Annotated in this window: 26 protein-coding genes; 17 read left to right on the top strand and 9 right to left on the bottom strand. The window is 62.0% G+C overall.

All coding sequences use genetic code 11. From position 1 onward, the window contains the following. Positions 1-32 precede the first annotated feature (32 nt). The 6 genes from INR99_RS04740 to INR99_RS04715 all read right to left on the bottom strand — a co-directional run bounded on the left by INR99_RS04740 (position 33) and on the right by INR99_RS04715 (position 5,945). On the bottom strand, positions 33-1,985 hold the full coding sequence (locus tag INR99_RS04740) for a MacB family efflux pump subunit (RefSeq protein ID WP_194115179.1): 1,953 nt from the start codon (positions 1,983-1,985) through the stop codon (positions 33-35). Continuing rightward, entirely contained in the window at positions 1,985-3,163 is a 1,179-nt protein-coding gene (locus tag INR99_RS04735; RefSeq protein ID WP_194115178.1) for an efflux RND transporter periplasmic adaptor subunit, read from the bottom strand. The genes INR99_RS04740 and INR99_RS04735 overlap by 1 nt, the downstream gene beginning before the upstream one ends. A 167-nt stretch (positions 3,164-3,330) precedes the next feature. After that, the gene (locus INR99_RS04730; RefSeq protein WP_194115177.1) at positions 3,331-3,648 is read right to left on the bottom strand and encodes an AzlD domain-containing protein; all 318 of its coding nucleotides are present in this window, start codon (positions 3,646-3,648) and stop codon (positions 3,331-3,333) included. Then, entirely contained in the window at positions 3,645-4,358 is a 714-nt protein-coding gene (locus INR99_RS04725) for an AzlC family ABC transporter permease (RefSeq protein WP_308431442.1), read from the bottom strand. The genes INR99_RS04730 and INR99_RS04725 overlap by 4 nt, the downstream gene beginning before the upstream one ends. 75 nt (positions 4,359-4,433) lie before the next feature. Continuing rightward, entirely contained in the window at positions 4,434-5,315 is an 882-nt protein-coding gene (gene hslO, locus INR99_RS04720) for an Hsp33 family molecular chaperone HslO (protein ID WP_194115176.1), read from the bottom strand. A gap of 60 nt (positions 5,316-5,375) precedes the next feature. Beyond that, on the bottom strand, positions 5,376-5,945 hold the full coding sequence (locus INR99_RS04715; protein WP_194115175.1) for an MFS transporter: 570 nt from the start codon (positions 5,943-5,945) through the stop codon (positions 5,376-5,378). Between the two features lie 180 nt (positions 5,946-6,125). On the opposite strand from INR99_RS04715, the gene INR99_RS04710 reads away from it, so the two are divergent. From INR99_RS04710 to trpC, 15 genes are all read left to right on the top strand, one after another. After that, positions 6,126-6,482 (top strand): hypothetical protein, encoded by a 357-nt coding sequence (locus tag INR99_RS04710; protein WP_194115174.1) that lies wholly within the window; start codon positions 6,126-6,128, stop codon positions 6,480-6,482. A 126-nt stretch (positions 6,483-6,608) separates the two neighbouring features. Then, positions 6,609-7,040, top strand: a complete 432-nt coding sequence (locus tag INR99_RS04705; protein ID WP_194115173.1) for a GFA family protein — start codon at positions 6,609-6,611, stop codon at positions 7,038-7,040. A gap of 52 nt (positions 7,041-7,092) precedes the next feature. After that, positions 7,093-8,049, top strand: a complete 957-nt coding sequence (locus INR99_RS04700) for an alpha/beta fold hydrolase (RefSeq protein ID WP_194115172.1) — start codon at positions 7,093-7,095, stop codon at positions 8,047-8,049. Positions 8,050-8,455: 406 nt separating this feature from the next. Beyond that, a complete protein-coding gene (locus INR99_RS04695; protein WP_194115171.1) occupies positions 8,456-9,157 on the top strand; it encodes an ABC transporter ATP-binding protein in 702 nt (233 codons plus the stop codon). After that, on the top strand, positions 9,154-10,542 hold the full coding sequence (locus INR99_RS04690) for an ABC transporter permease (protein WP_194115170.1): 1,389 nt from the start codon (positions 9,154-9,156) through the stop codon (positions 10,540-10,542). The genes INR99_RS04695 and INR99_RS04690 overlap by 4 nt, the downstream gene beginning before the upstream one ends. 15 nt (positions 10,543-10,557) lie before the next feature. Then, entirely contained in the window at positions 10,558-10,740 is a 183-nt protein-coding gene (locus INR99_RS04685; protein WP_194115169.1) for a LiaI-LiaF-like domain-containing protein, read from the top strand. Positions 10,741-10,743: 3 nt separating this feature from the next. Beyond that, entirely contained in the window at positions 10,744-11,511 is a 768-nt protein-coding gene (locus INR99_RS04680; RefSeq protein ID WP_194115168.1) for an outer membrane lipoprotein-sorting protein, read from the top strand. Positions 11,512-11,541: 30 nt separating this feature from the next. Continuing rightward, positions 11,542-12,828: a hypothetical protein gene (locus INR99_RS04675; RefSeq protein WP_194115167.1), complete on the top strand. Its 1,287-nt coding sequence runs from the start codon at positions 11,542-11,544 to the stop codon at positions 12,826-12,828. Positions 12,829-12,830: 2 nt separating this feature from the next. Continuing rightward, positions 12,831-13,910 carry a sensor histidine kinase gene (locus tag INR99_RS04670; RefSeq protein ID WP_194115166.1) on the top strand — a complete coding sequence of 360 codons (1,080 nt, stop codon included), beginning with the start codon at positions 12,831-12,833 and terminating at the stop codon, positions 13,908-13,910. A gap of 81 nt (positions 13,911-13,991) precedes the next feature. Beyond that, positions 13,992-14,723, top strand: a complete 732-nt coding sequence (locus tag INR99_RS04665; protein ID WP_194115165.1) for a LytR/AlgR family response regulator transcription factor — start codon at positions 13,992-13,994, stop codon at positions 14,721-14,723. A gap of 130 nt (positions 14,724-14,853) precedes the next feature. Continuing rightward, positions 14,854-15,786 (top strand): 2OG-Fe(II) oxygenase, encoded by a 933-nt coding sequence (locus tag INR99_RS04660; protein ID WP_194115164.1) that lies wholly within the window; start codon positions 14,854-14,856, stop codon positions 15,784-15,786. A 6-nt stretch (positions 15,787-15,792) separates the two neighbouring features. Further along, positions 15,793-16,539, top strand: a complete 747-nt coding sequence (locus tag INR99_RS04655) for a metallophosphoesterase family protein (RefSeq protein ID WP_194115163.1) — start codon at positions 15,793-15,795, stop codon at positions 16,537-16,539. 356 nt (positions 16,540-16,895) lie between these two features. Continuing rightward, on the top strand, positions 16,896-17,339 hold the full coding sequence (locus tag INR99_RS04650) for a tellurite resistance TerB family protein (protein ID WP_194115162.1): 444 nt from the start codon (positions 16,896-16,898) through the stop codon (positions 17,337-17,339). Positions 17,340-17,412: 73 nt separating this feature from the next. After that, positions 17,413-17,865 carry a hypothetical protein gene (locus INR99_RS04645; protein WP_194115161.1) on the top strand — a complete coding sequence of 151 codons (453 nt, stop codon included), beginning with the start codon at positions 17,413-17,415 and terminating at the stop codon, positions 17,863-17,865. Between the two features lie 364 nt (positions 17,866-18,229). Beyond that, positions 18,230-19,039, top strand: coding sequence for an indole-3-glycerol phosphate synthase TrpC (gene trpC / locus INR99_RS04640; RefSeq protein WP_194115160.1), 810 nt, complete (start codon positions 18,230-18,232; stop codon positions 19,037-19,039). Positions 19,040-19,147: 108 nt separating this feature from the next. Here trpC and INR99_RS04635 read toward each other — a convergent pair whose 3' ends face one another. Continuing rightward, positions 19,148-20,848 (bottom strand): potassium channel family protein, encoded by a 1,701-nt coding sequence (locus INR99_RS04635; RefSeq protein WP_194115159.1) that lies wholly within the window; start codon positions 20,846-20,848, stop codon positions 19,148-19,150. Positions 20,849-20,867: 19 nt separating this feature from the next. Beyond that, positions 20,868-21,251, bottom strand: a complete 384-nt coding sequence (locus INR99_RS04630; protein WP_194115158.1) for a DUF6394 family protein — start codon at positions 21,249-21,251, stop codon at positions 20,868-20,870. A gap of 144 nt (positions 21,252-21,395) precedes the next feature. On the opposite strand from INR99_RS04630, the gene rarD reads away from it, so the two are divergent. After that, positions 21,396-22,274, top strand: coding sequence for an EamA family transporter RarD (rarD, locus tag INR99_RS04625; RefSeq protein ID WP_194115157.1), 879 nt, complete (start codon positions 21,396-21,398; stop codon positions 22,272-22,274). Between the two features lie 23 nt (positions 22,275-22,297). Beyond that, positions 22,298-22,897: an arylesterase gene (locus INR99_RS04620; protein WP_194115156.1), complete on the top strand. Its 600-nt coding sequence runs from the start codon at positions 22,298-22,300 to the stop codon at positions 22,895-22,897. A 29-nt stretch (positions 22,898-22,926) separates the two neighbouring features. Here the strand turns inward: INR99_RS04620 and INR99_RS04615 are convergent, their stop codons facing one another. Beyond that, positions 22,927-26,466, bottom strand: a complete 3,540-nt coding sequence (locus INR99_RS04615) for a DUF748 domain-containing protein (protein WP_194115155.1) — start codon at positions 26,464-26,466, stop codon at positions 22,927-22,929. Positions 26,467-26,544: the final 78 nt, after the last annotated feature.

Genomic DNA, 26,544 nt, shown 5'->3' with positions numbered 1-26,544 from the left:
TTTATTTTCGGAGCGTTGAATCATATACCCACCTACTCGCGCACCAGCGCTTCGATCGGCGCCAGCTGTGCAGCCCGTCGTGCCGGCAGGAAGCCGAACACAATGCCGATCCCGCTGGCACACAAGACGGCAGTCCCAATAGCACCAGTCGTAAGCAGCATCTGAAAATCCTGGAAAATGGCATTCACCGCTGCACCCAGCAGCGCCGACAAGCCGATACCAATCCCCGCCCCCAGCAGACACACGACCACAGCCTCGATCAGGAACTGGCTGCGGATATCGGACTGTCGCGCCCCCACGGCCATGCGGATGCCGATTTCGTGGGTACGCTCGGTGACGGACACCAGCATGATGTTCATCACGCCAATCCCCCCCACCACCAGCGAAATCACCCCGATCATCAGCAGGAAGAGCTTGATGCTGCTCGCCGTGCTCTCGAAGTTCTTCATCATGTCTTCCATGGTGTGGGTGAAGAAATCCCGTCGCCCGTGCAGGCTTTCCAAGCGTTTCTGCAGCGCGGCTTCCGCGGCTTTGACCGGCAGGCCATCGCGCACCTGCACAGTGAGGCTGGAGAAATGCAGCTGGCCAAACAGGCGGCTGCCCGCCGTGCTGTAGGGCAGCCAGATGTCGAGCGAATCACCGAATCCGAAGCCCGAGGACTTCGCCTCGGCCACGCCGATCACCTGAACCGGAATATTACCGACGAGAATGATCTGCCCGACACCGCCCATCTGCCCGAAGAGGCGCTCACGGGTCTTTTCGCCGATCACCGCCACCTGAGCCTGTCGCCGCACATCCTCGGCGGAAAAGGCCACGCCCTCCTTGATCCCCTGATTACGGATGCGGAAGTAGTCCGGCGCAACCCCCTGCACCGTGGCATTCACATCCACACTGCCGGCGCGCAACCGGGCCCCGCGCTGCGAAAAGGGCGTCACGCCATCAAGATAGGGTTCACGGGCCAGTTGCTGCAGGTCGTTTTCATTCAGCGTCTTGATGCTGGCCGCCTTGTCGTCACCGGGATAGGCGCCGGGATAGACCGAGATATTGTTGACTCCCAGCCCGGCAAAATTGTCGAGCACCTTGCGCTCCATCCCCTCCCCCAGCGCCATGATCGACACCACCGAGGCAATACCGATGATGATGCCCAGCATCGTGAGCAGGCTGCGCATGCGGTTGGCCAGCAGGGCGCGCAAGGCCATCGCGAATGCTTCGCGCCACTGGCCCAGCAGCGCCTGCGGTGCACTGGCGTGACAGGCGGGCGGTGGCGCATCGGGAGCCAGCCGCACCGGATCAGCGACGGGATTGGCCATGTCGGAGAGAATGCGTCCGTCGCGAATTTCGATGATGCGGTCGGCCTGCGCTGCCACCTTGCTGTCGTGCGTCACCAGAATCACGGTGTGGCCATGCTCGTGCAGCTCGCGCAGGATCTGCAGCACATCCTCGCCGCTTTTCGAATCCAGCGCACCGGTCGGCTCGTCGGCGAGAATCACCTCGCCGCCATTCATCAGCGCACGCGCGATCGAGACCCGCTGCTGCTGCCCTCCCGAGAGCTGACGCGGCTTGTACTCCAGCCGCTCGGCCAGCCCCAGCCGTGTCAGCAATTGGGCGGCACGCGCCTTGCGCTCGGACTGCGGCAGACCGGCATAGACAGCCGGCACGGCCACGTTTTCAGTCGCGCTTAGTGCGCCCAGCAGGTGGTAGCGCTGGAAGATGAAACCGAAATGATCGCGACGCAAAGCAGCCAGCTCGTCTGCCGCCAGCTCGCCGACCTCACGGCCGGCAAAGCGGTAGGAACCACTGGAGGGGCTATCCAGCCCGCCCAGAATATTCATCAGTGTCGACTTGCCCGAACCGGACTGGCCGATGATGGCCACCATCTCCCCGCGGGCAATGCTCAGATTAATGTCATCAAGGATGAGAATATCTTCATCACCCGCAGGGAAGCTGCGACACAGCCCGCGCAGCTCGATGAGCACGGCACTCATCAGTGCACCCCGGGCCCCGGCATCGGCCGGCCACTGCCCTGCGAACCGGTAGCAGCATCACCGCCACCAATCACCACCCGCTCGCCATCCCTGAGGCCGCTGCGGATTTCGGCTGTGACATTGCCACGCAGCCCAACCTCGACCTGACGACTGGCGAGTTTGCCGTCCGCCCCCAATACCGTGACCGTCGCCTTCGAACCCTTGGCTGGCGACAGCGCCCCCACCGGAACAGTCAGCACCTGCTTGGCCGCATCCAGCACAAAGGTCACTTGTGCCGTCATCTGCGGGCGGAGCAGACCCTGCTCGTTGGGCACCTGGAACAGGGCGTTGTAGAAAATGGCATTATTGATGGTCTGCGGCAGCGGCTCGATGCCGAGCACCCTGGCCTCGAAGCGTTTTTCCGGGGCGCCCAATACGCTGAAGTACAGTGGTGTACCGGCCTTGAGGCGCACGACATCGGCTTCGGCCACCTGGGCTTTCACCTTCATCATATCCAGATTGGCCAGTGTCAGGATCGTGGGCGCAGTCTGAATGGCATTGACCGTCTGACCTTCCCTGGTGGCAATCGAGACCACCACGCCATCCATTGGCGCGACAATCCGCGTGTAACCCAGATTGGCCTGCGCGGTGGCGCGCTTGAGCTCGGCCTGCCGCAACTGCGTGGCAAGCTGCCTGAGCTCGGCCTCGCGGGTTTTCAAGGCGGTCAGCGCCGAATCCACGTCTTTTTTCGGCGTGGCATCGCCACTCATCATCAGCTGCTGGCGCTCGTATTCCTGGCGCGCCTCCTCCACCGACAGCTGCTTGATCGTCTGCTGGATTTTCAGGCTGTCGATATTGGCCAGCGCCTCATCCAGCGCATTCTGTGACACTTCGGGATCAATTTCCGCCAGCAGGTCGCCCTTTTTCACCCGATCGCCCAGTTGTACAGCCAGACGCTTGATCTGGCCCGAGGCCTGCGCACCGACCTCGACGGTTTTCTCGGCTTCGACCACGCCGGTCGCCAGCACGCTGACTTCGACATTACCACGCGCCACCGGGCTGGTAATCACCTGGCTGGCCGGATCTTGCTTGCTGCGCCCGAACCCCCACCAGCCCGCCAGCAGAACCATAACCAGCAACACCCAGCGCCAGCGGCCAAGTTTCTGCCAGCCACGGCGGATTCGACTCAATACACCCATTTCACCCTCGCGAAGCAGGCCGGGAACTCCGGCCAAGACGGTCATACTGCAGCATGGTAAGCGCAAAGCCGCCCACCCACCGGGTGCGGCAGCACGCTTTACCGGAATTTACTCCGCCTGGCGCAGCATTTCCGTGTCATAGTCACACTCGGCGCGTGAACTGCGCTTCAGGCCAGCAGCCTGAGCCAGAGCAGGTACAGTGCAAAACTGGCCAGCATCGCCAATAACGTGCGGCCGGTGTAGCGGGCAATCAGCAGCGCGGCCAGCATCCCAGCCAGCGCCGGATTGCGCCAGTCGAGCATCAGGGCGCCAGCCGGAGCGAGCGCCATCGGCACGATCAGCGCCGTCAATACGGCCACCGGCACATAGCGCAGCGCGCGCTTGAAAAGCGGCGGCAGACGCAGCCGGTCGCCAGGCAGCACAAAGGATGCGCGCAGGGCAAAAGTGATCAGCCCCATCGCCAGCAGGATCAGCCAGATGGTCATGGCTGCACCTCCGTCACAGTGCGCGCAGGCAGACGCTCGGCCAGCAGACCGGCCACGATACCAGCCAGCGAAGCCAGAATCAGGTCGAGCTTGTAGGGCATGCCGCGCAGCAGCATCGCCCCCGCCCCGGCCGCCAGCGCTGCCGCCACCATGCTGTGCTGGGTGAGCTGGGTACCCACAATGGCGGCGAAGGTTGCCACCATCGCGAATTCCAGCCCCCAGTGCGACAGATCGGGGATCTGCTGGCCAAGCACGATGCCCAGCACGGTGGATGCCAGCCAGGTACCGTACATGGCGATGCTGTTCCCCAGCAGGAACCAGCGTGTATCAGCACCGCCACCGTGGTTTTGCAGACGCAGGTTGAATACGGCAAACAGTTCGTCGGTGAGCATGAAGCTCAACAGCCAGCGCCAGCGGCGCGGCCAGTGCTGTACCCCCGGCTGCACACTGGCGGAATACAGGACATGGCGCAAATTGATGACCAGCGTAGTGGCCAGCAGCACCGGCACACTCACGCCACTGGCAAGCAGGGTGACGCCGATGAATTGCGCCGATCCGGCAAACACAATTGCCGACATGCCAAAGCCCTGCCAGCCCGTCAGTCCGGCATTCACTGCCAGTGTGCCGAACAAAAGGCCAAAGGGCAGCACACCCACCATCAGCGGCAGCATTGCCAGCATGCCGGCAAACAGATGATGTCGATTGGTCACGGTCACTCCCCGAAAACAGGAGGACGACTGTAACAGGGCCAAGCGCGGCTGTCTTGGCCGCGATGGCAGCCGGGCTTACTGCAAACGGCGATTGCCCGGCTTGACGCCTTCCCCGGCAAACAGCTGGGCCACGTCGACCGCGTCGAAATGATAATGCTTGCCGCAGAAATCACAGACGATCTCGACATTGCCGCGCTCGGCCAGCACGCCATCGACTTCCTCGCGGCCGACCATTTCCATCATGCTGCCCACCCGTTCGCGCGAGCAGGTGCATTTGAAGGTTGGCGTGCTCGGATCGAACATGCGCACGGTTTCTTCGTGGAACAGTCGGTGCAGCATCTCGCGGGGCGCCAGCGTCAGCAATTCCTCGCTGGTAATGGTCTCGGCCAGACGCTGCACGCGCGGCCAGGCATCTTCGTCTTCAGCACCCGAACCGCCTTCCAGCGGCATTTTCTGCAGCATCAGCCCGCTGGCCGTCGTTCCGTCACAAGCCAGCCACACGCGGGTGTCGATCTGGGCCGAACGCTGCATGTAATGCTCGATGATGGTCGCCACCGATTCACCCTTATCAAAACCGACAATGCCCTGATACGGCTCGCCGTCCTTGGGATCGATGGTGATCACGAAACGCCCGCCCTGCCCCAGCAGCTCGGCCAGCGACACATCCGGAATTTCGCCATCCCAGCGGGCCGTGGCGCGCAGCGTTTTCTCGCCGGTCACCTCGACCACCGCCAGCTTCAGATGCCCCTTGCCGTGCAGTTGCAGAATCAGCGTACCGTCGAATTTCAGCGTGGCCACCAGCAATTCCCCGGCCGCCAGCAGTTCACCCAGCAAGCGAGCCAGTACTGGCGGATACGGGTGACGCGCCAGCACCTCGGCATAGGACTCGCGCAGCACCACGGTCTCACCGCGCACCGCGGCATGGTCGAACAGGAAACGCTCCAGAATGTCGTGCATTACAGCTCCATACAGCATGACGTATAGCCACGCAAATCAGTATTCAAAATAACTACAGCCTCATACCCCGTGTAAAACATGGCAGCTCATCGGCAGGCTCGAATTGATGTCGAACTCGCAGCCCGCCGTCACGCCGATTCGCGCAATGGCCTCGGCATCGAGCTGCGGGTTGTCATACACCGCGCTCATCGCACCGATGGCGAAATCGGCGCCCGACCCAATCGCCCAGAAGCGCTGGTATTCGTACACCTCGCGCATGCTGAACACGGCAAAAATGCCATGCGGGTTGGCCACCAGCACGGTCATCTGGCTGGATTCATACGGATCATCCTCATCCACGTCGGGCTTGAGGAAAAACTGGTCTTTGAGCTTGGGATGCAGCTTGCGGAATGATTCGAAGATGGCGGGCCGGCTGGAAAAATCAAGCTTCCGGCTCTTGGCCAGCAGCGATTTCAGCACCAGATCGTGCGCGGCACTGCCGGAAATCGCAAAAAAACCGCCCTGCGCGGCAAAAATCTTGTCCCAGTGGCAGTCATCTCCGGCTGACAAGCGCGTATCGCCAAACGTGGACTGGCTGTCGCCGGCAATCGCAATCTGGCCGGCCTTTCTGACGATAACAATGGTAGTCACGGCAATCCCCGAAACAGCCGGGCAGCATGCACCGGCACCTCCCATTTTATCCGCATCCGGTCTTCTCTGAACCACAAAGCATCGCTCAGTCCATCCCGGTGCTTGACCGACCAGAGCAGAACGGGCACTAATCCCCACGCACGACGTTCAGTTTAAGTACGTTATCCAGCGAGACTTTCCATGCAAACCCTGCCCCGAGCCCTGCTGCTCATCACCGCCCTTGGTGCAATGTCCCCCTCACTGGCCGCCGATTGTGCCCGTCTGGCCAAAGCGGCCAGCGAACATGAAGGCTACATCCGCCCGCCACTCAGCTTCGCCGTCACGGGTCAAGGCCGGCTGTATTTCCACACGGCACCGGATGCGCAGTGCCGCAGCAAGACCCTCTTTGTCATTCCGGGCGATGAACTCATCGCCTACTCCGCCGTACAAGGCTGGTTCTCGGTGATGTACGTCAACCCGAAAACCGGCGAGGATGCTTCAGGCTGGGTGCACGCAGAGCGCCTGAAAGCGCGCGGGCGGATCGGGCCAGAGGGCTGACACCAGGGTTCCTGAAGACGACTCCCGCATCCGGAACAAACGGCAGAAAAGCGCAAGAACGGTCATCACCGGCAGCGGCGATTGCTTTAGACTGTTTGCTTACCCCAATCCTTCGTGGAGCAAACCATGAGCGAACGCAGCGGTCGCTGCCTGTGTGGCGCAGTACACTTCACCCTGACGCGCGAGCCCCTTGCAACCCGGATTTGCTGGTGCCGCGATTGCCAGCATCTGGCCGCGAATGGCTCGGTCAACCTGATGGTCGACAGTGATGCCTTGCAGATCACCGGCGAGGTAAAGGGCTACGTCAAGACGGCCGACAGCGGCAACCAGATCACCCGCCAGTTCTGCCCGGCGTGCGGCACGCAGCTATTTGCCCGCTCCTCGGCCCGCCCGCAATTTGCCGTAGTGCGCGCAGGCAATCTGGATGACCCATCCAGCATCCGGCCAACCATGAATATCTGGGCCTCCAGCGCGCCTAAATGGGCCTGCCTTGATCCGCAGCTGGAACGGATCGAGCAGCAGCCGCAACCGCCGAAAGCACCGGCTGCGGCGACCTAAGCCCCAGTGCCCCGCCTATTCTCTTCCCGCCCCCTGATCCGGAGTGTTCATCATGAGCATCGTACGCATACTGTTGCGCGGGAGCGGTGCTGCGCTGCTGCTGCTGGTCGCCGCACTACTGCTGATCGCTTTTGCCTACCATCCCGCCGAAGAGGCCCCGCAAATCGCATACCTTCGCCAGCTCGGCGCGCAGTCGCTGACAGCCCCGCACTACATCTTCAATCAGGTGCAGACGGGCGGCGGCTCGCCCGTGCTGTTGATTCATGGCGCCGGCACCTGGCTCAACAGCTTCCGCGATACCATACCGGCGCTGGCACAGCAGCATGCGGTATATGCCTTCGACATGCCCGGGCATGGCTATACACAGGTGCAACAGCCACCGGAACGCTACGATTTGCCACTGATGGCCGAAGCAATCCGCGAATACCTTGACCAGCAGCATTTGGAGAAAGTCAGCCTGGTCGGGCATTCCTTCGGCGGCGGCTGGGCGCTGTATTTCGCCCAGCGCTACCCCGAACGGGTAGAGAAGCTGGTGCTGCTGGCCCCCCGGGCACTCGACACCCCCTACAAGACCGAATGGCAGCTGATGACCTACCCGGTGATCGGCGAGGTGTTCTCCAAGCTGTTGCGACAAAGCGATGTGCGCAAAGGCATCGAGGAAGCATATTCCCGGCCGGAGTACGTCAGCGACGCGCTGGTCGGGCAGACCCATGTGCCACTGACATTCCGGGAAAACCGGCGCGCACAATATCATCTGGTCCGTGATTCGGACTGGATGCTCACCATGGCCGCCATGCCCTCGACCCGCAGCGAAACGCTGATCATCTGGGGGCAGGATGATCGCTACCTGCCTGTCGCGCAGGCCGCCACCATCCAGCAGAAACTGCCCCGGGCACAACTGGCCGTATTCCCGGGCTGCGGTCATGCCGTGCATGAAGAATGTGCCGGGCAGGTCAACCGCTTGTTGCTGGACTTTCTGGCGGAGCGCCCGGGGCATTCAGCCCCCTAGTCCGGGTCCACCGCAATTTTCCGAGGTGAGCGCCGGCAATCTGGCCTAGCCATCCACCATCCGGCCGGCGATGAACATATGGGCCAGCCTTGATCTGGCTCTGCAGCGAATCGAGCGGCAGCGGTGCCACCGCAGGCCGCTGCCGTGATAGGTCGGTCCTGATCTGGTAAAAACGGGACATATGTACGCGATGGCGGTTTTCGTGCGTCAGCTCCTGAAGCGCTTGTGCTGACCGCACTAAGGCGCCCTCGGCGCCTCAGCGTTGACGGGGTCTCAGCAGCCTTGGCCGCTGCAGCTCATCCCGCCACCATGCACTTCATCCGCTCTGCAGGCAGCTTATCGCAAGCCCCGGACGGCTTTACCCGACCGGCATACAGTGGCCTCATTCCCCATCCGCGAGGCTCGCATGTCTTCCGTCATTCTCAAACAGGTCAGCAAGCATTACCGGCTGGATGCCGTCGAGGTTCCGGCGCTGTCCGAAATTACCCTCACCATCGCCAGCGGGCGCTTTACCGTGCTCTCGGGTCCCTCGGGCAGCGGCAAGACCACGCTGCTGAATCTGATCGGCTGCATCGACCAACCCGATTCCGGCACGCTGACGGTAGCCGGCGAGAATGTGCTGGCGCTGCAAGACGACGCGCTGGCCGATTTCCGCGCGCGCCACATCGGTTTCATTTTCCAGAATTTCAATCTGATTCCGGTGCTGAATGCCTATGAGAACATCGAATACCCGCTGCTGTTGACCGGTGTGGACACCCGCGAACGCCAGCGCCGCGTGCAGGATCTGCTGGATGCCGTGGGGCTGGCCGACCGCGCGAAGAATCTGCCCGGCCAGCTCTCCGGCGGGCAGCGCCAGCGCGTGGCGATTGCGCGGGCGCTGGCGACCAATCCGGCGCTGGTGATGGCCGATGAGCCGACCGCAAATCTCGATAGCCATACCGGCGCGGCGATTCTGGAGCTGATGCGCAATCTGCAGTGCGAGCGGCGGATGAGCTTCGTGTTTTCCTCGCATGACCCGAATGTGCTGGCGATGGCCGATGACGCGGTGTTCATCCGCGACGGGCGCATCACCGGCATCGAACAACGCACTCCGGAGCTTGCCGCATGAATGCCTTCTCGCTCGCGCTGCGCAATCTGCTGCGCAACCGTCGCCGCTCGCTCACCACCTTGCTGGCCATGATGATCGGTGTTTCGGCCATCCTGCTGTTCGGTGGCTATAGCCGCAATATCAATCTGGGGCTGCAGACCGACTTCGTGCGCGGCAGCGGCCATCTGCAGATCCAGCACACCGATTACTTCCTGTACGGCTCGGGCAACCCGGCCGCCTACGGCATTGCCGATTACCCGCGCATCATCGCCACCTTGCAGAACGACCCGGTGCTGGCGCCCATGCTCACGGTGGTTACGCCCCGGCTAAGCCTGGGCGGGATTGCCGGCAATTTTGATGCCGGTGTGTCGCGCACCGTGTTCGGCGCCGGTGTCGATATCGCTGGCCAGAACGCCATGCTGCAGTGGAACGATTACGACTTTCCCGGTGTCGCCAAGACCTCGCCACTGACCGGCAGCCGCAGCGATGCCGCCGTGATTGGCACCGGCGTTGCCCGCGTGCTGCAGCTGTGCGAGCCCCTGCAGGTGCAGAATTGCCCGGGCGCTCAACGCCGCGAAACAGACGGCGCTGCCGCCCCCGCGGACATTACGGCGCTATCGGCCCAGGAACAGCCGCAGGCCGAGCGCAGTGCCAGCCGCACGGCGATCGAATTGCTCGCGGCCAATGCGCACGGCGCGCCGAATGTGGCCAGGCTGAATGTCATCAAGGCCGAGGCCATGGGCGTGAAGGAATACGACGATATGGCCGTGCAGCTGCATCTGCAACAGGCACAGCGGCTGATCTACGGCCAGGACGCGCCCAAGGTCACCGCCATCGTGCTGCAGCTGAAACACACCGGGCAGATGCCGGCAGCACGCGCCCGGCTGACCGAGCTGCTGGCCGGCCCGCTCAAAGGCATGCCGCTGGAGGTGCATGACTTCGCCACGCTCAACCCGCAGTACGGCCAGATCACCGGCATGTTCGCGGCCATCCTCGGCTTTATCGCCATCCTGATTGGTGCAATCGTGCTGTTTACCGTCAGCAACACCATGAGCATGGCGGTGGTCGAGCGCACCGTGGAAATCGGCACCTTGCGCGCCCTGGGGCTGCGCCGCAGCGGCATCCGCCGGCTGTTTGTCTGCGAAGGTGCATTGCTGGGGGCCGTCGGTGCCCTGTGCGGGATCGTGCTGGCGCTGCTAGTGGCTTACGCGGTCAACCATTCCGGGCTGACCTGGCTGCCGCCGGGCAATGTCGATCCGGTGCCGCTGACCATCCGCGTGTGGGGCGAGCCGGCCATGATCGGCAGAACCGCACTCGGTCTGATGCTGGTCGCCACGCTCTCGGCCTGGTGGCCGGCCCGTCGCGCCGCAAAACTGAACATCGTCGACGCCCTGCGTCATGTCTAAACAAGGAGAACCATCATGCAACGCTTTCCCCTGCATAGCCTCATCCTGATCGCACTGGGCGTCTTTTTCCTCGGCGCCGAACTCGACTGGTGGACCACGGCGCTACTCGCCCGCGGCTGGCCACTGATCCTGATTGCAGTAGGCATCGCCAGCCTGTGGCGCCGCGGCCACTGCCGGCACTCGCACAAGGAGGAATGAGCGATGCGCCGCATTCTGACCCTGTGTGCCGGCTTGCTGCTCGCCGGCGGCGCGCTGGCCGCCCCCGATGCGCAGCAACTGCTGGCTGCCAGCGATGCCATCCGCAATCCGGACAAGCCCTTCGGCCTGACGACCACGCTGATCGAATACCGCAACGGCAAGCAGATCGACACCAGCGCACTGGCGATCTACTCGCGCGCCGACGACCGGAGTGGCCAGTTCCGCAGCCTGCTGCGCTTTGTCGCACCGGTTCGCGATACCGGCAAGCTGCTGCTGAAAAACGGCAACGAACTATGGTTCTACGACCCGTCCAGCAAAGGCACCATCCGCATTTCGCCGCAGCAGCGCCTGCTGGGCCAGGCGGCCAACGGCGACGTGGTAACGGTGAATCTGGCGCTGGACTATCGCGCCCAGTACGGCGGCGAGGAGAGCATCCAGGATGGCGATCGCCAGATCCGCGCGAGCCACAAACTCGATCTCACGGCCAGAACGGCGGATGTCACTTACCACCGCATCGAGATGTGGCTGGATGCGGGCAACCAGCGTCCGCTGAAGGCCAGGTTCTACGCCGAAAGCGGGCAACTGCTGAAAACGGCCTATTACCGCAAATACCAGTCCCAGCTCGGCCGCGAGCGCCCGACCGAAACAGTGATCATCGACGGACTGGACCCGAACTGGGTGACGGTGATGCGCTTTTCCGACTACGCCTGGCGGGAGGTACCGGAAAGCTGGCTGCAGCGTGACTACCTGCCACGTTTCAAACCGGACTAAACCAAAAAGCAGGGTATAAAGCCGAAAGCCATGCAAAATAAAAACCCCAAGCCCATACGCCACCACGTATCAAACATCGCACTGCTCTTGCTGGCACTGCTGCCCGGCAGGCCTGCGCTTGCCCAGGCCGCCGGCGAGCTTGATGCGCTGGCACTGGCGGACAACAGCACGGCCAGTGCCGCGCCGGCGCGTGACTGGCAGTTCTTCGCCGAGCTGATGGCGGGCGGACAGGATCAGCGCACCAGCGGCTGGGAGGCAGAGCAACGCCTGTCGCTGGATCTGAATGCCGACGTGCGCTTCGCGCCGGACTGGCGGGCCGTGCTGTCCGACCGGCTGGACCTGGGCTGGAGCGGCTGGCTGAACGAAGACAATCAGGTGAATACGCTGCGCGAAGCCTATCTGAGCTGGCAGCCCGACCCGGCGCAAATCTACGATCTGGGACGGATAAACCTGCGCAGCGGCGTGGCGACGGGCTTTAACCCGACCGATTTTTTCAAGGCTGGCGCATTACGCTCGGTCACCTCGATCGCGCCGGCCAGCCTGCGCGAAAACCGGCTCGGCAGCGGCATGCTGCGCGGGCAATGGCTGTGGGATGGCGGCAGCGTCAGCGCGCTGTATTCCCCCAGACTGGCCGACCAGCGCAGTACGGCGCCATTCAGCGCGGATTTCGGCGCCAGCAATGCCAGCGACCGCGGCTTGCTGGTGTTCAGCCAGGCCATCAATGACTGGCTGAATCCGCAAGGGCTGATTTACGCCGAATCGGGGGCGGCTCCGCAGCTTGGCATGAACCTGAGCCTCCTCGCCAGCGATGCCACGGTGCTCTACGTCGAATACGCCGGCGGGCGCGCTGCCAGCCAGATCGATCAGGCACTGGGCGTGGCTGGCCCGCAGCGCTTCCAGTCCCAGCTCGCCACCGGCCTGACACAGACGTTTGCCAACAAGCTCAGTGTCACCGTCGAATACCAGTACAGCAGCGCGGCGCCGGATGCCAAGGCATGGCAGGCGCTGCAGCACGACCGGCAGGCCTACGGCATGTACCGCGCATGGGCAGGCACCATGCAGGCACTCACCACCGAGCAGGCGCTGTTTACCTATGCCAGCTGGCAGGATTTCCCGGTCACGCAGAGCGAACTGGCGGCCATGATCCGCCACGACCTCACCGACCAGAGCAGCCTCGTCTGGCTGCAGGCGATGTATCATCTGGAACACGCCGACCTGATTGTCCAGTGGCAATACGGCACAGGGGATGCGTTCAGCGTTTACGGGGCGTCGCCGGCAAGCCAGACCATTCAGGCCATGTTGCGCTACTATTTCTGACCATGACGACCTCCTCTCCCCTCTCTGGCTTGCCCCCCTGCCCGCCGCATCACGACTGGCGCTACTGGTTGCGCAATTTCGGCATCCTGCTGGTGGTCAATACGCTGATCGGCGCGCTGGAAGTGCTGCTTGATCCGCACATCACGCTGCACGATGCCATGCTGCTGTCACACAGTATCGGCCTGTCGCTATGGGCGCTGAATATCGGCTTCAGCCGGCTGGTCGGTGAACGACCGCTGCTGCTGTGGCGTCTGCTGCTGATTGCCCCGCTCGGCGTGATCTGCGGGCTGCTGCTTTCACAGGCACTGGGGGCTCCGGATCTACTCTCGCTGCACAGCGCCCCCCCGGAGCGGCTGTGGCGCAATCTGGGCTCCTCGCTGCTGATCGGGCTGGCCGCTACCGCCTTTTTCGTGCTGCTGTACCGGCTGCATGCCTCGACGCTGGCACTGGCAATCGAACAGCAGCGTGCCGCCGAACTGAAACAGGCCGAAACGGCCGCGCAGCTGGCAATGCTGCAGGCGCAGATCGAGCCGCATTTCCTGTTCAATACGCTGGCGAATGTCCAAAGCCTGATCGACCGCGACCCCGCACTGGCGCGCATCATGCTCGAACACCTCAACGATTACCTGCGGGCCACACTGGGGCGCACGCGCAGCGCACGCACCACGCTGGGTGACGAGGTAGCACTGCTGGAAGCGCTGCTGGGGATTATCGGCATCCGGCTGGGCGAGCGACTGCGCTACCAGATTGACGTACCCGACCACCTGCGCGATGCCAGTCTGCCGCCACTGCTGCTGCAACCCCTGGTCGAGAATGCCATCGAGCACGGCATCGAGCCGGCACTGGCCGGTGGCACGATCACGGTGCAGGCGCGCGAGGACAACGGCCTGCTGCGGCTCAGCGTAACCGACACCGGCATAGGCTTAAGCCCAGCCCCTGGCCAGGGCGTGGGGCTGGCCAATATCCGCGAGCGATTGGCCAATCTGTACGGCACGGCCGGGCAACTGCAGCTCTTCGGCAACGCGCCCAGTGGCGTACGCGCCGAGCTGCAAGTCCCCTACCGGCGTGAAGTGATGCAGTAACACCCGCGAAGCCGCCGGCTTGCCGTGGCCGACGCCACGCGCGATGATGCCAATCCTGCATTCTTTCATTGTGATTCAGCCATGCCAACCGCCTTGCTTGCCGACGACGAACCCCACCTGTGCTGCCATCTGCAGCAACGCCTGCAACAGCTCTGGCCCGAGCTGCAGATTCTCGCAACAGCGGGAAATGGGGTCGCGGCACTGGCGGAACTGAACCGGCTACAGCCGGATTACGCCTTTCTGGACATCCGCATGCCGGGGCTCACCGGCCTGCAGGTGGCACAGGCCGCACAGCGTACGCGGGTGATATTCGTGACGGCCTACGATGATTACGCACTGGCAGCCTTTGAAGCCTCGGCCATCGATTACCTGCTCAAGCCGGTGAGCGATGCGCGACTGATCCAGTGCATCAGCAAGCTGCAGCAACAGCAACCGGCAAACAGCAACCTGCCCGCCGTGCTCGACCAGCTGCAGCAACATGCCCCGACGCCGCTGACCTGGCTGTCCGTGGGCCTTGCCGATACGACGCGGCTGGTGCACATCGATGAAGTGCTGTTTTTCCAGGCAACCGACAAATACACCGAAGTGGTCACCGCGCAGGAGCGCCACCTGATCCGCACGCCGCTCAAGCATCTGCTGCCGCAGCTTGATGCCAGCCGCTTTGCCCAGATCCACCGCGCCACCATTGTCAACCTTGCAGCCATCGCCCGCATCGAGCGCGATCTGCTCGGCCGGCAGCTGGTGTATCTGAAAAACCGCAACGACGCGCTACCACTCAGTCGCAGTTATGCAGCTCAGTTCCGGCAGATGTAAAAGCACAATCCCAGGATAAGCCTCCCGAGCTGCATTTTGCGCACTGCAAAATCGAAAGCAAGTGCGTGTTTACGGCGGCTGGTGTTCAATAGCGGCACAAAACCAAAACAGCATTGCTGGAGGATTGCCGATGAACACGATTACGCATCTGACGCCGGAGTGGGAATTCTGGCTCATGGAAAACATCGAGCGTGGCTGCAACTCGCAGACGCTGGTCGATGCGATGGTCGCCAAGCAGTTCGATCCGTTATTTGCCGGGGCGATCGTCTATCACTACTTGCAGTCAGCCGGCCGCATCGACGGCGCGCCGGTGGCGCCGCAGGCTGGTGCCCCGGCGGCGGCGCAGCGGGCGCAGGCCAGTGGCTACCGCTACGAAAAGCCGCGCATTCCCATGGATCAATCGGTGATCCGCGCCGGCGATCGCGATGTGCGCGTGGCCTTGCGCATGGACAAGCCGGTGGTGGTGGTGTTTGACAATGTGCTCAGCCATGAGGAATGCGACCAGCTGATCGCGCTGTCGCGCAGCAAGCTGACCCGCTCGGCGACGGTTGACCCGACCACCGGGCAGGACATGGTGATTGCTGACCGCAGCAGCCACGGCACCTTCTTTCGGCTGCGCGAAGATGACTTCATCGCCCGCATCGACGAGCGGCTGGCCGCGCTGATGCACTGGCCGATCACGCACGCCGAGGACATGCAGATCCTGAATTACCAGCCCGGTGCCGAATACAAGCCGCATTACGATTATTTCCCGCCGCAGGACGCGGGCAGCAATCAGCACCTGAGTACAGCCGGCCAGCGCGTGTCCACCCTGGTGATGTACCTGAACGACGTGGAGGAAGGCGGCGAGACGGTCTTCCCCGAGCTGGGGGTCGCTGTTCCGCCGCGCAAGGGCTCGGCGGTGTATTTCGAATACTGCAACAGTCGCAGCCAGGTAGACCCGCTGACGCTGCACGGTGGTGCACCGGTGCGCAAGGGCGAGAAATGGATCGCAACCAAGTGGCTACGCGAACGCCCCTTCCCGCACCTGCTGGAGCAGGAAGCCCAGCGCAACGGCGCCTGATCACCCATGGTTCGCATCGCGCTGGTTTCCGATATTCACGGTAATCTGCCGGCACTGCAGGCGGTGCTGGCAGATGCCCGTGCATGCGGGGCCAACCGCGTGGTCAATCTGGGCGACAGCGTATCCGGCCCGCTGCTGCCGGCGGAAACCGCGGATTTCCTGCTGCAGCAGGATTGGCTGCAGCTCGCCGGCAACCACGAGCGGCAACTGCTGAATTACGTGCCGAACGCGGACGGCGCATCCGATGAATACGCGCTGCGCGAACTGAGCGCGACACACTTGCGCTGGATGGCCTCGCTGAAACCCAGCCAGCGTGTCGGTGAAGTACTGTTCTGCCACGGCACCCCGACCAGTGACCATGACTACCTGCTGGAAAGCGTCGATCCGGATGGGGCGCGCACCGCCACTCCCGATGAAATTCGCCAGCGACTCGGGGGTATCAAGCTACAGCCATTGAAAGTCATAGCTTGCGGGCATACCCATACCCCCCGTATTGTCGAGCTGGATGGATTGCTGCTGGTCAATCCCGGCAGCGTGGGCCTGCCGGCCTACGACGATGCCCGCCCCTATTTTCACCGCATGGAAACCGGCAGCCCGGCGGCCCGCTACGCCATTCTGGAGCAATACGACGGCCTCTGGCGTGCCGAGCTTCGCGCCGTGGACTACGACCACGAGGCCATGTCCGATCTGGCAGCCATGAATGGTCGCAACGACTGGGCGGTGGCGCTGACCACCGGGCGAATGCCGCGCTGAAGCGCAATCCGCGTAAAATGAACCGGCAATTGCTCGGACTGGTCGCAGCACGAACCTGAAGCGGGGGGACAAGCCTGGATGCATAGCTCATCCTGCGCGGGAGGCCGCCGGCTTCCATTTTTCTTGCAGCAGGCCTGGGCCATCCCCAACCAAACTCCTGAAACCAAGATTTGCATCCAACATTAAGACAGTTGGCACCCAAGCAAACCCGCAAATCCCGGAAAAAATCCAATAGCAAACACTAATTTGCTTACTTAAATATTTCATTTAAGCAACATGTAACCAACGTCACTTTACTACATCACCAAGTCGGGTGATTCTGTGCGCTCCAAAACTACTACCTCGGAGATGAATTCATGGGTCTGCTCGACAAAGCCTTCGGTCTGGTTACCAAAACCAATGATGAAAGCGTTCAGGGCGCATTCGTCAACCTGTGTATCGCCGCTGCCGGTGCGGATGGCTGCGTATCCAATCAGGAAGGCCGCTCGATCATGACGTACATCGCACGTCTGAAAATGTTCGACGAAATCAATGATGGCAAGCTGGAAAAGCTGTTCGACAAAGCCTTCGCCACCCTGGAAAGCAAGGGTGCACTGGAGCTGGTAAAGCTTGGCGCTGGCGGCATCCCGAAAGAATTGCGTCCGACCGCCTTTGCCTGCGTGGCGGACATTGTGCTGGCCGATGGCGAGCTGGAAGATGACGAAAAAGAAGTGCTGGAGCGCATCGTGACCGCACTGGAACTTGATCAGGCCACAGCCGTATCGATCATCGAAGTCATGCTGATCAAGAACAAGATGTAAATTGCACCACATGTATCGCCCTTGAATCCTTATCTCATATGGGCTACGGGGCGATACACACCCCAGTATCAAAATGACAATCCCCAATACCACCCACATCTACCCCGCCCGCGGCAAGCGCATCCTGATTCTGGTCTGCGCCGTACTGCTGGGCAGTGCCATCCTCGCCATCGGCATCGGCAGCGACACCCCCAACCAGCTGGCCCGTCTGGCGGTCCTGCTGATGGGCGGCAGCTGCATTGCCTACCCGCTACTCACCATCTTGCCGCAACTGCTCGCCAGCACTCGCCCGATGCTCAGCCTGTCCGGGCAAGGCATTCAGCTGCGCGACGGGTCGCTGCTCAACTGGCACGCGGTCCACAGCAACCAGATCATTCCGGTCGAATCCGACGCCGGCATTGTTGTCGGCTACCGCATCGAAATTCGCGATCTCGACGGCAATGTGCATGCCTTTGGCCTGCCCGCGATCAAGCCGGACACCTACAGCTCGCTGTGCCTGCACTACCAGCGCGCAGCGCGCGCGTAAACCGAAGCACACCGGCAGATGGTGGTGATCAGCGTCGCCGACTGCGACAGGAGCAAAGCGCTGGATCTAGTTAAATGGGAGGGCCGGCAAACATCAACCGGTCATTGCCCTTATGCGGTTAAAGCCATCCTTGCGAGCGTGGCAGAAGGGCAAAACGCTGCACGCAGGGCGGGGAAACCCTGCGCTCCACTGCGGCGCCAGAATTCGCTGAGCCGCGCGGAGCAGTGTTAGCACGGATCGCATCGCCCCCCTTCTGCTGCGCCGCACACTGGGACTGCCGTAGCCAATTTGCGCCAGCCCAGGCAAGCCGGGGGAGATTTGTGGTAAAAAGCTCCTTTCGCGAAACGCCATACCGAGCTGTGCCATGTCCGACATTCTGAAAAAAATCTGGGCCACCAAGCGCGAGGAAGTTGCCGTCGCCAAGGCCAAAATCCCGCTGGCCGAAATCCGTGCCCAGGCGGAGGCCAACGGTGCCGATCTGCGTGATTTTGTCGGCGCACTGCGCGCCAAGCATGCCGCCGGCCTGCCGGGCATCATCGCCGAAATCAAGAAGGCCAGCCCGTCCAAGGGCGTGATCCGCGCTGATTTCCGCCCCGCCGAACATGCCGCAGACTACGCCGCGCATGGTGCGGCGTGTCTTTCGGTGCTGACCGACGCGCCCTACTTCCAGGGGCACGAGGATTATCTGAAGGCCGCCCGCGCCGCCTGCACGCTGCCGGCACTGCGCAAGGACTTCATGGTCGACGAATACCAGATCTTCGAAGCGCGCGCCTGGGGTGCCGACTGCATCCTGCTGATTGCCGCCGAACTCAGCCTCGCGGAAATGCGCGATTTCGAAGCCATCGCCCACAGTCTGGGCATGGCCGTGCTGGTGGAAGTGCACAACGGTGAAGAGCTGGATGCCGCGCTGCAGCTGAAAACGCCGCTCACCGGCATCAACAACCGCAATCTGCGCACCTTCGACGTCACCCTGCAAACGACGCTTGATCTGCTGGCGCGCATTCCGCCGGACCGCATCGTGGTCACCGAGTCCGGCATCCTGGCACCGGACGATGTGGCGCTGATGCGCGATAACGCCGTACACACCTTCCTGGTCGGCGAAGCCTTCATGAAACAACCGCAGCCGGGCGCGACGCTCAAGGCGCTATTCCAGCCGGCCTACCCCGCAATCTGACAATGTATACCCCTGTACGCCTTTAAAGCCATAGATTTGCGAGTCATACCCAAGATAAACACCTCCGCACGCGGAGGTGTTTTCTTGTCCGAAGCGCGATCAGCTTCACTATCCAGGCTTGGCTTGCTTGCGCGCCGCCAGCCACCTGAACACGGCACCGCGCGGCGGGGTTAGCCCGGTGCGCAGGTAATCGACCAGCTCGGGGCTTTCCAGTGCCCACTGCATCAGGCGGCGGGCTTTCGGGCTGCCGACAAACAGGATGCGCGCGCCAAGTTGCAGCTGCTGACTGGCCTGCGGCAACACGATGTCGTGCCCCTGATACTGGTACAACAGCGCCAGGCAATCCAGCGCTTGCTCGCGCCGGTCGGGGTGACGGCTCAGATCCCCCAGCCGCAGCGGCGGTAACGGCTGGGCCAGAAAGGCGTGCACAAAGCCCTTGTTCTGCGCCGTCAGCTCCAGCGCCCAGCGCTCGGGCACCTCGCCGTCGCAAAGCCCAAGCAACTGCTCTTCGAGTTTGCCGGCCCATTCGACGCTATAGCCTTGCATCAGCTCCAGAAATTGCGTCAGCAAGGGGGTCGTCATCGCAATCAGCGTCTGGCGAGCGACAATCTGGCTGCGCACCACTGTCAGATCGGGGTGAATGGCGGTAAACAGACTGCGGTTCTGCGCCAGATTCTGCCGGGCCACGATCATCAGCCCCGGATTCATCTCACGAGCCGTGGCAATCGCCGACAGGTTGTTGATGTCGTGATCGTGGCAGGCAATCAGCCCCACGGCTTCGCGCACTCCGGCCTCTCGCAGGTCACGCTCCTCGACCCCCAGCCCGGCAACCTGCACACCGATGGGCAAATCTGGATGGGATTCCTCGTCGATCACGCGCACGGCATACCCCTGATGCACCAGCGCCTCGTAGACCGCATGGCCGAAACGCCCGAAGCCGACCACCAGCCACAGCCCGGCACGCGGCTGGAACAAGGATGGTATCGGACGCCCCGGCAGCTGGGTCAGCGTCTGCCACAGCCGGTAGTGGCTGGGCGAGCGCAGCGCCATGCGGAATTCCATGCCCACTGTTTCGAACATGTTGACCACGTGATTGGCGCCAAACGAGGACATATTGCGCGAGACGTGCAGCGAGCGGGCCCGGCCGATACTGAGCAGCCTGGGGCGCAGTGCATGGCTGGCCATCATCGCGGCCAGATTGACGTTTTCGTCCCCGGTAACCGCCAGAATCCCGCGGCAGTTGCGGTGCAGAATACCGGCCAGCTGCAGCAGCTCGGGATTGGCGGCATTGCCGGCAATTGCCGGCACATCGGCGTGATAGCCAGCAAGCAGTACTTCGTTTACCCGCTCCTCGCGCTGCTCGACCACCACAAAACGCTCGCCACGTTCGTCCAGCGCCCGTGCCAGCAGCTGGCCGGTCTGCCCGTAACCCAGAATCAGATAGAAGCCCGTCGGCATGCGCCGCACTTTCAGCGTGAATTTGGCCAGCCGCAACGCATGCAGGAAGCTGCGATCCTGGAACAGCGCCAGCAGGCTACCCAGTGTGTAGGTCCAGCCGATCACCGACAGATAGATGCATACCAGCACCCAGGCTCGCTGGCCGGGGGAAAACGTGTAGGGAATCTCGCCAAAACCGATGGTCGTGGCGGTATAGCTGACAAAATAGAAGGCGTGAAAGAAATCGAGCGCCGGCTGCCCGGGCGGTGCCGGCATCAGCACCAGGCCGAACATCGACACGGCATAGATCAGGATCAGCGTGATCAGCGGCACCCGCAGCCGGCGCAGGGCCAGAAAGAAAATGTTGTACATGATGGGGCGATTCTGCCGGCTAGCGGCGCTGGGTCAGCGTTTCACCGATCAGCAACACCACCGAGACGATATTGGCCATCATCGCCCCGCCGGCGAGCGATACGATGGTCGCCATCAGCTTGGGTGTCATGCCGTCCGGGCTGCCAAACGAGGCATACCCCCACACGCAGGCAGCCACGAGCAACTGCAGATCAGCCACAAGGCTGGTCGAGAGATGCACGGCCCCCAGCTGGGTACGGTCGCCGACCTTGAGCACCGTGGCAATCAGATTGACCACAATCGCGGCAAACAGCTCGAAGGAATCGTGCTGATGGATGGCATCGAGCTCACCGACAAAAAAACCGAAATTGAGCGTGAAGGCAAGGATGATGAAAAACCCGAAGATGACCTTTTCCAGATTCATGGCGCTGAGCCTGTGGCGATGAGGAACAGCTTTCAGTGTACTGCATCTGCCGCCACATTTCGCCAGACTGACTAGGCATTCCCGCAACTAGGCAGTCCGCGCCAGCGGTGGTACAAGGTCACTCCGATACCCTGTGGAGCGCCGATGAATCGCGGCATCCTGTATGCGACCGGCGCCTACCTGATCTGGGGCCTGCTGCCGCTGTACCTGAAAAGCCTGCATGGCCTGCCGGCCATGGAAATCCTGCTGCATCGCATGGTGTGGTCACTGGTCTTTCTGGGGGCCATCCTGTTACTGCGCCGGCAATGGCAGTGGTTGCAACAGCTGCGCAATCCGCGCCTGCTGGCCGGCTTTGCACTCTCCGCCCTGTTGCTCTCGGTGAACTGGTTCATCTATATCTGGGCCGTGCAGGCCGGACGGGTCGTCGACGCGAGCCTGGGTTATTTCATCAACCCGCTGGTGAATGTGCTGCTGGGCGTACTGGTATTGCATGAACGGCTGCGCCGTGGTCAGTGGCTGGCAATTGCCCTGGCTGCCGCTGGTGTACTCTGGCTGACCGTCAGCATCGGGCAACTGCCGTGGATTGCGCTGATCCTGGCGCTGACCTTTGGCACGTATGGCCTGCTTCGCAAGACAGCCAGCCTTGGCGCACTGGAAGGGCTGGCACTGGAAACCGCCCTCTTGTTCCCGCTCGCCGCCACGGCACTGGCCTTGCTGCTTATCCAGGGGCAAAGCGGTTTCATCAGCGCATCTCCCCGGATTCAGCTGCTGGCACTGTTGGCCGGGCCAGTTACCGCCATCCCCCTGTTGCTGTTTGCCGCCGGCGCACGCCGCATCACCCTGACCCAGCTCGGCCTACTGCAGTACATCGGCCCGACCGTGCAACTGCTGCTGGGTGTTCTCGTCTGGCACGAGCCGTTTGGCGCCGCCAAAGCGGCAGGCTTTGCCCTGATCTGGGGAGCGCTGCTGCTCTTTACCTTCGAAAGCGTATGGCAACAACGCCAATCGGGCTGTAAGCTGTAAGCATCACCCTCGGAAATGCCCGCATGCGCCATCTGCTTCTATGCTGCCTGACCATTCTGCTCGTGGCCTGCGGCCAGCCCGAGCTGCCCCGGCTGGCACAAGGGGCCACCATTCTGGCCTTTGGTGACAGTCTCACCTACGGCATCGGCGCCGAGAATGGTGCCGATTATCCCAGCCGGCTTGCGGCACAGCTTGGTCATCCGGTCATCAACGCCGGGATTCCTGGCGAAACCACGGCCGAAGGTCTGGCGAGACTGCCAACGACACTGAACGAAACCCGGCCGGCACTGGTGCTGCTGTGCCTGGGCGGCAACGACTTCCTGCAGCGCAAACCCGAAGCAGAAACGCAGCGAAATCTGGACGCCATGCTGGCGCTGCTGGCTAGCCGTAAAGTTCCGGTTTTGCTGATAGGCGTCCCCAAACTGGGGTTCGGCCTTGATACCCCACCCCTGTATCAAGCGCTAGCCGAGCAGCATCAAGTCCCCCTGAACGATACGGCACTGGCATCCATTCTCGGGCGCCAGCAACTCAAGAGTGATCTGGTGCATCCGAATGCGCAGGGCTACCAGATTCTGGCCGATGAGCTCGCCAGCCAGCTGCGCGAACTGGGTGCCGTTCGCTAAGCACTCGTACTTGCAATTAACCTGCTTGCTTATTGCAGCTTGAAATGCGCCCGGCTGGGCGGGCCATCCTTGGCATCGGCGGCGGAGGCATCAATGCGCGATTTGACCACGAACAGGCGGCTATCCTCGACCCCTGCCTCCTTGAGTGCACTCTTGGTTGCCTGGGCTCGCCTGAGCGCAAGTTCCGCAAGATCGTCATCCCTGACGACGGTATTCGCCAGAATCAGGCTCTCCATCTCCGCGGGCGGAAGGCTCTTGCTCAACCCCAGCAGATTCTTGGGCTTCTTGAATTTGCCCGCCTTGTAGACCTGTTCCAGCAAGCGCGGGTAATCCGCTTTGCTGATCACCAGGGTTGTCGCATCCAGTGACTCGGCCTGCTCACCCAACTCGGCCACCCGCAAGGCACGAATCTGCTCATCCAGTTTGTTGCGGCGGATGCCCTGTGCGTCTTCGGCAGGAGCAGCCCAGCCGGAAATATCCAGCCTGAGCGCCGGCCTGTCCTGCAATACATCGGCAAGGCGGCGGATGCTCTCCCGGCCAGCATCGTCAATACTGCTGCTGCCCGGTGAAAAAGCCACATGCGAGAATTGCGGCCCATCGCCAAAAGCACTGGCGAGCGCATCAAAGGGCGCGGTGACGACCTTTTCCAGCAGATTGCCGATCACCTGCCAGATCAGCCCGCCCATGCTGAATTGGGGATCATCCAGCGAACCCTCCACAGGGATATTGAGATTGATCTGTCCCTTGCGATCGGTGAGCAGCGACAGGGCAAACTTGACCGGCAGCTTGGTGGCATCCGGGCTGTCGACCTGCTCGCCCAGCGTCAGCTGATCCAGAAACACCTTGTTGCTGGCCTTGAGTTTGCCTTGGTCGATAAAATAGGCGACATCCATCGAGAGCTTGCCCTTCTCGATCCCGTAGCCGGCATACTTGGCCGAATACGTCGATGCGGCAGTCAGGTCATAGCCCTTGACACTGCCCTTGACATCGATAAACAGATTTTTAGCCAGCGGATTCAGGGAGCCTGAGATGGTCACCGGTGCAATTCTGTCCACGCTGCCATTGAGCTCCAGCGAGGCCCGTGCAGACAGATCCGTCGAGAGCCCAACCACCTGGCCGGTCATGTCTGTCATGTTGGCGGTGTAATTCGGCTTGATGAAGAGATCGCTGTAGTTGATATTGCCGCGCTTGAAGACCAGCCGCCCCACACTCACGGGCACCACACGTGCGCTGGCACTGCTGGCGACGGCAGCCTGACTGGCCGCAGTCTGCGCCACCACTTTGCCCGCGGTATTCTCGCTGGTTACCGAAACGGCCTGCCCGTCCTGCACGACGATATCCTGCAGATTCAATCGGCCATCGGCGGAGAGAATCAGCCGTGAATAGAAATCCCCCAGCAGGATTTCGCCCACCTTGAGTGCTGGCGGATCGAGCTGGGCATCAATTCCGCTCAGACGCAACTGCTTCCAGCGCAGAAAATCATCGCCGCTCACTTTATCCAGCGCATAAAAATCGGAAACTTGCGCCATGCCACGGTAACTGCCCCGTAAGGACGGATGAGTCACCAGTTGCAGCTCGCCTTTGGCAGAAACGAAACCGCTGGCCAGCGACACATTCAGCCAGCGGGTGAAATAGGGTTGGGCATAGGCAAGATCCAGCCCGTTGAGATCCAGCTGGAAGCGCCCGGAGAATGGGAAGGGCACCACGGTACCAGCGAGCTTGTAGCTGCCCCGGCGACTTCCCAGTGCAGAGAAAGTCATGCTGGCTGGCTTGCCGGAGTGCAGATCGAAATCCTGTACGCCAAGGCGAATCTCACGCAGCAACAAGGGCGGGGTTTTTCCCAGCCGCTCATCCGCCAGTTGGACGCGCCAGCCAGTCAGGTCCAGCGCGGCAAGGCCAAACTGCCAGGGCTTGGCTGCCGCCCCCTTCCGCTCGGTTGCCACCAGCAAGCCATCAAGCCTGGGCTGTCCATCCACCCCCATCTGCATGGCAAGACCACCGCCCTGCCCGGTTACAGCGGCCACCCGGACAAGCTGCTGCTGCAGATCGACCTCGCCGCCCTGCAAGGCCAGCTGGCCACTTTCAAATAACGGCGCACGGGTATGTGGCAGTCGCAGCGCAACCCCATCCAGCTCAACTGCCAGATCACCAACCTTCTCAGGCATGGCATTTCTGAGCATCAGCTTCGCCTCTGCCGCTACCCTGCCCTGCAATTCGGCACGGGAAAACCCGGCCAGATAGGGCTGCAAGCGGGCCAACTGAAGTCCGCCAATGCTTACCTTCAGCTCTCCATCCAGCGATTCGGGCCGGAGCTGTCCCTCGATACGGTAATCATCACTGGCATCGCTGCGTCCTGTCAGCAATACCCGGGCAGGCTTGCCGGAGCCCAACTCGACACCGGCAATACTGGCCTGAAGATTTGCCAGCAGCAGCTTAAACGGCTGCGTAGTGGTTTCATCACGCCAGCTCACCTCGCCCTTGTTCAGCACCAGCTCGCCCAGCTTGAAGTTCAAAGCGGAAGACGGCGAGGAGGGAGCCCGGGCTTGGTGCTCACCGACAGGCTGGCCGCCAATCTGGCCATTTCTGCCGCGCAGCAAATTCAATCGCCAGTCATCCAGCTGGATGCGTCCGATGGCATAACGCTGCCGCAGAGGCTCCAGCTCGTCCAGTCTGACCCCGAGCTTGCCAAACTGAAGCAGGGGTTGCCCCTGCCAGCCAACACTGAATCGCTCCAGCTGCAAAGAGCCTCGCAGCAACACCGCTGGCGCCTCCGTCTGCCGAAATACCACTTGCACCTTGGAGCTCAATAATCCTGCGAGCTGGCCGTAGCCTTCCGGCAGGGGCATGTAGCCGGAATACTTGGTGAGATCCAGCTGCCGTACCTCCAGCTCGAGTTCGGTCTCATGCCCTTGCGCGAAAGGCTTGCTTTTTCCAGTCAAGGCAAATGCGGTGCCGTCGATGCTGCCACTCACCGAAGGGGTAATGTACTCATCCAGACGGTATGGCAGCGAAGAAATGAAGGGTAGCGCGATCTGCAGCTTGGTCAGCGCATGACGCTGTCCCGCCACCCTGTCATCGAGTGCTACGCTAGCATCGGCAATGCGGATATTGTTCAGCGAAAAACGCGGCGGGCCGGCATCCTGACGGGATGATGGTGTCGTGTCCGGGGCAAGCAAATCCGAGAAATTGAACTTACCCTGCCCAAGCCGGATGATATTCACCTGCAAACCATCCACACTCAGCTCGCTGATCACCGGGGCTTGATGCCAGAGGCTGCTGAGCTGGGCATTGATGCCCAGGCCTCTGATGGCCACAAAGGGCTTGCCATCGCGATCCAGTACACGGACATCACTTGCCTGCACCCTCAGCAGATAAGGATTGAACGAAAGTTCGGCAATGCTGACCTGGCGGCGCAATGTGCTGGACAACTCCCTCTCCAGCCAAGGCCGTACCAGCCAAGGCAGCAACCCACCACCCACGATCCCAAGCAGCAACACAAAGCTTACACAGATCAGCAGTAGACGCCGCAAGCGACGTGCATTAAAGCGGGAGAACAAGCTGAATTTCATGATGGACCAAGGCGATAGAGGCTTTGTTTCAATCTACCCGATGAATGCCAAGGTGTCATGCAGACAGCCGTAAATACG

The organism is Chitinilyticum piscinae (genome assembly GCF_015223195.1).
In the GTDB taxonomy this organism is placed as follows: domain Bacteria; phylum Pseudomonadota; class Gammaproteobacteria; order Burkholderiales; family Chitinibacteraceae; genus Chitinilyticum; species Chitinilyticum piscinae.
Note: the sequence above shows the minus strand (reverse complement) of the source record. Positions and strands in the feature narration are given on the sequence as shown.

Excerpts from the sequence above, each read along its gene's own strand:
- INR99_RS04740 (WP_194115179.1), bottom strand. The coding sequence starts at position 1,985 with ATGAGTGCCGTGCTCATCGAGCTGCGCGGGCTGTGTCGCAGCTTCCCT.
- INR99_RS04735 (WP_194115178.1), bottom strand. The coding sequence starts at position 3,163 with ATGGGTGTATTGAGTCGAATCCGCCGTGGCTGGCAGAAACTTGGCCGC.
- INR99_RS04730 (WP_194115177.1), bottom strand. The coding sequence starts at position 3,648 with ATGACCATCTGGCTGATCCTGCTGGCGATGGGGCTGATCACTTTTGCC.
- hslO (WP_194115176.1), bottom strand. The coding sequence starts at position 5,315 with ATGCACGACATTCTGGAGCGTTTCCTGTTCGACCATGCCGCGGTGCGC.
- INR99_RS04710 (WP_194115174.1), top strand. The coding sequence starts at position 6,126 with ATGCAAACCCTGCCCCGAGCCCTGCTGCTCATCACCGCCCTTGGTGCA.
- INR99_RS04705 (WP_194115173.1), top strand. The coding sequence starts at position 6,609 with ATGAGCGAACGCAGCGGTCGCTGCCTGTGTGGCGCAGTACACTTCACC.
- INR99_RS04700 (WP_194115172.1), top strand. The coding sequence starts at position 7,093 with ATGAGCATCGTACGCATACTGTTGCGCGGGAGCGGTGCTGCGCTGCTG.
- INR99_RS04695 (WP_194115171.1), top strand. The coding sequence starts at position 8,456 with ATGTCTTCCGTCATTCTCAAACAGGTCAGCAAGCATTACCGGCTGGAT.
- INR99_RS04690 (WP_194115170.1), top strand. The coding sequence starts at position 9,154 with ATGAATGCCTTCTCGCTCGCGCTGCGCAATCTGCTGCGCAACCGTCGC.
- INR99_RS04685 (WP_194115169.1), top strand. The coding sequence starts at position 10,558 with ATGCAACGCTTTCCCCTGCATAGCCTCATCCTGATCGCACTGGGCGTC.
- INR99_RS04680 (WP_194115168.1), top strand. The coding sequence starts at position 10,744 with ATGCGCCGCATTCTGACCCTGTGTGCCGGCTTGCTGCTCGCCGGCGGC.
- INR99_RS04675 (WP_194115167.1), top strand. The coding sequence starts at position 11,542 with ATGCAAAATAAAAACCCCAAGCCCATACGCCACCACGTATCAAACATC.
- INR99_RS04670 (WP_194115166.1), top strand. The coding sequence starts at position 12,831 with ATGACGACCTCCTCTCCCCTCTCTGGCTTGCCCCCCTGCCCGCCGCAT.
- INR99_RS04665 (WP_194115165.1), top strand. The coding sequence starts at position 13,992 with ATGCCAACCGCCTTGCTTGCCGACGACGAACCCCACCTGTGCTGCCAT.
- INR99_RS04660 (WP_194115164.1), top strand. The coding sequence starts at position 14,854 with ATGAACACGATTACGCATCTGACGCCGGAGTGGGAATTCTGGCTCATG.
- INR99_RS04655 (WP_194115163.1), top strand. The coding sequence starts at position 15,793 with ATGGTTCGCATCGCGCTGGTTTCCGATATTCACGGTAATCTGCCGGCA.
- INR99_RS04650 (WP_194115162.1), top strand. The coding sequence starts at position 16,896 with ATGGGTCTGCTCGACAAAGCCTTCGGTCTGGTTACCAAAACCAATGAT.
- INR99_RS04645 (WP_194115161.1), top strand. The coding sequence starts at position 17,413 with ATGACAATCCCCAATACCACCCACATCTACCCCGCCCGCGGCAAGCGC.
- trpC (WP_194115160.1), top strand. The coding sequence starts at position 18,230 with ATGTCCGACATTCTGAAAAAAATCTGGGCCACCAAGCGCGAGGAAGTT.
- INR99_RS04635 (WP_194115159.1), bottom strand. The coding sequence starts at position 20,848 with ATGTACAACATTTTCTTTCTGGCCCTGCGCCGGCTGCGGGTGCCGCTG.
- INR99_RS04630 (WP_194115158.1), bottom strand. The coding sequence starts at position 21,251 with ATGAATCTGGAAAAGGTCATCTTCGGGTTTTTCATCATCCTTGCCTTC.
- rarD (WP_194115157.1), top strand. The coding sequence starts at position 21,396 with ATGAATCGCGGCATCCTGTATGCGACCGGCGCCTACCTGATCTGGGGC.
- INR99_RS04620 (WP_194115156.1), top strand. The coding sequence starts at position 22,298 with ATGCGCCATCTGCTTCTATGCTGCCTGACCATTCTGCTCGTGGCCTGC.
- INR99_RS04615 (WP_194115155.1), bottom strand. The coding sequence starts at position 26,466 with ATGAAATTCAGCTTGTTCTCCCGCTTTAATGCACGTCGCTTGCGGCGT.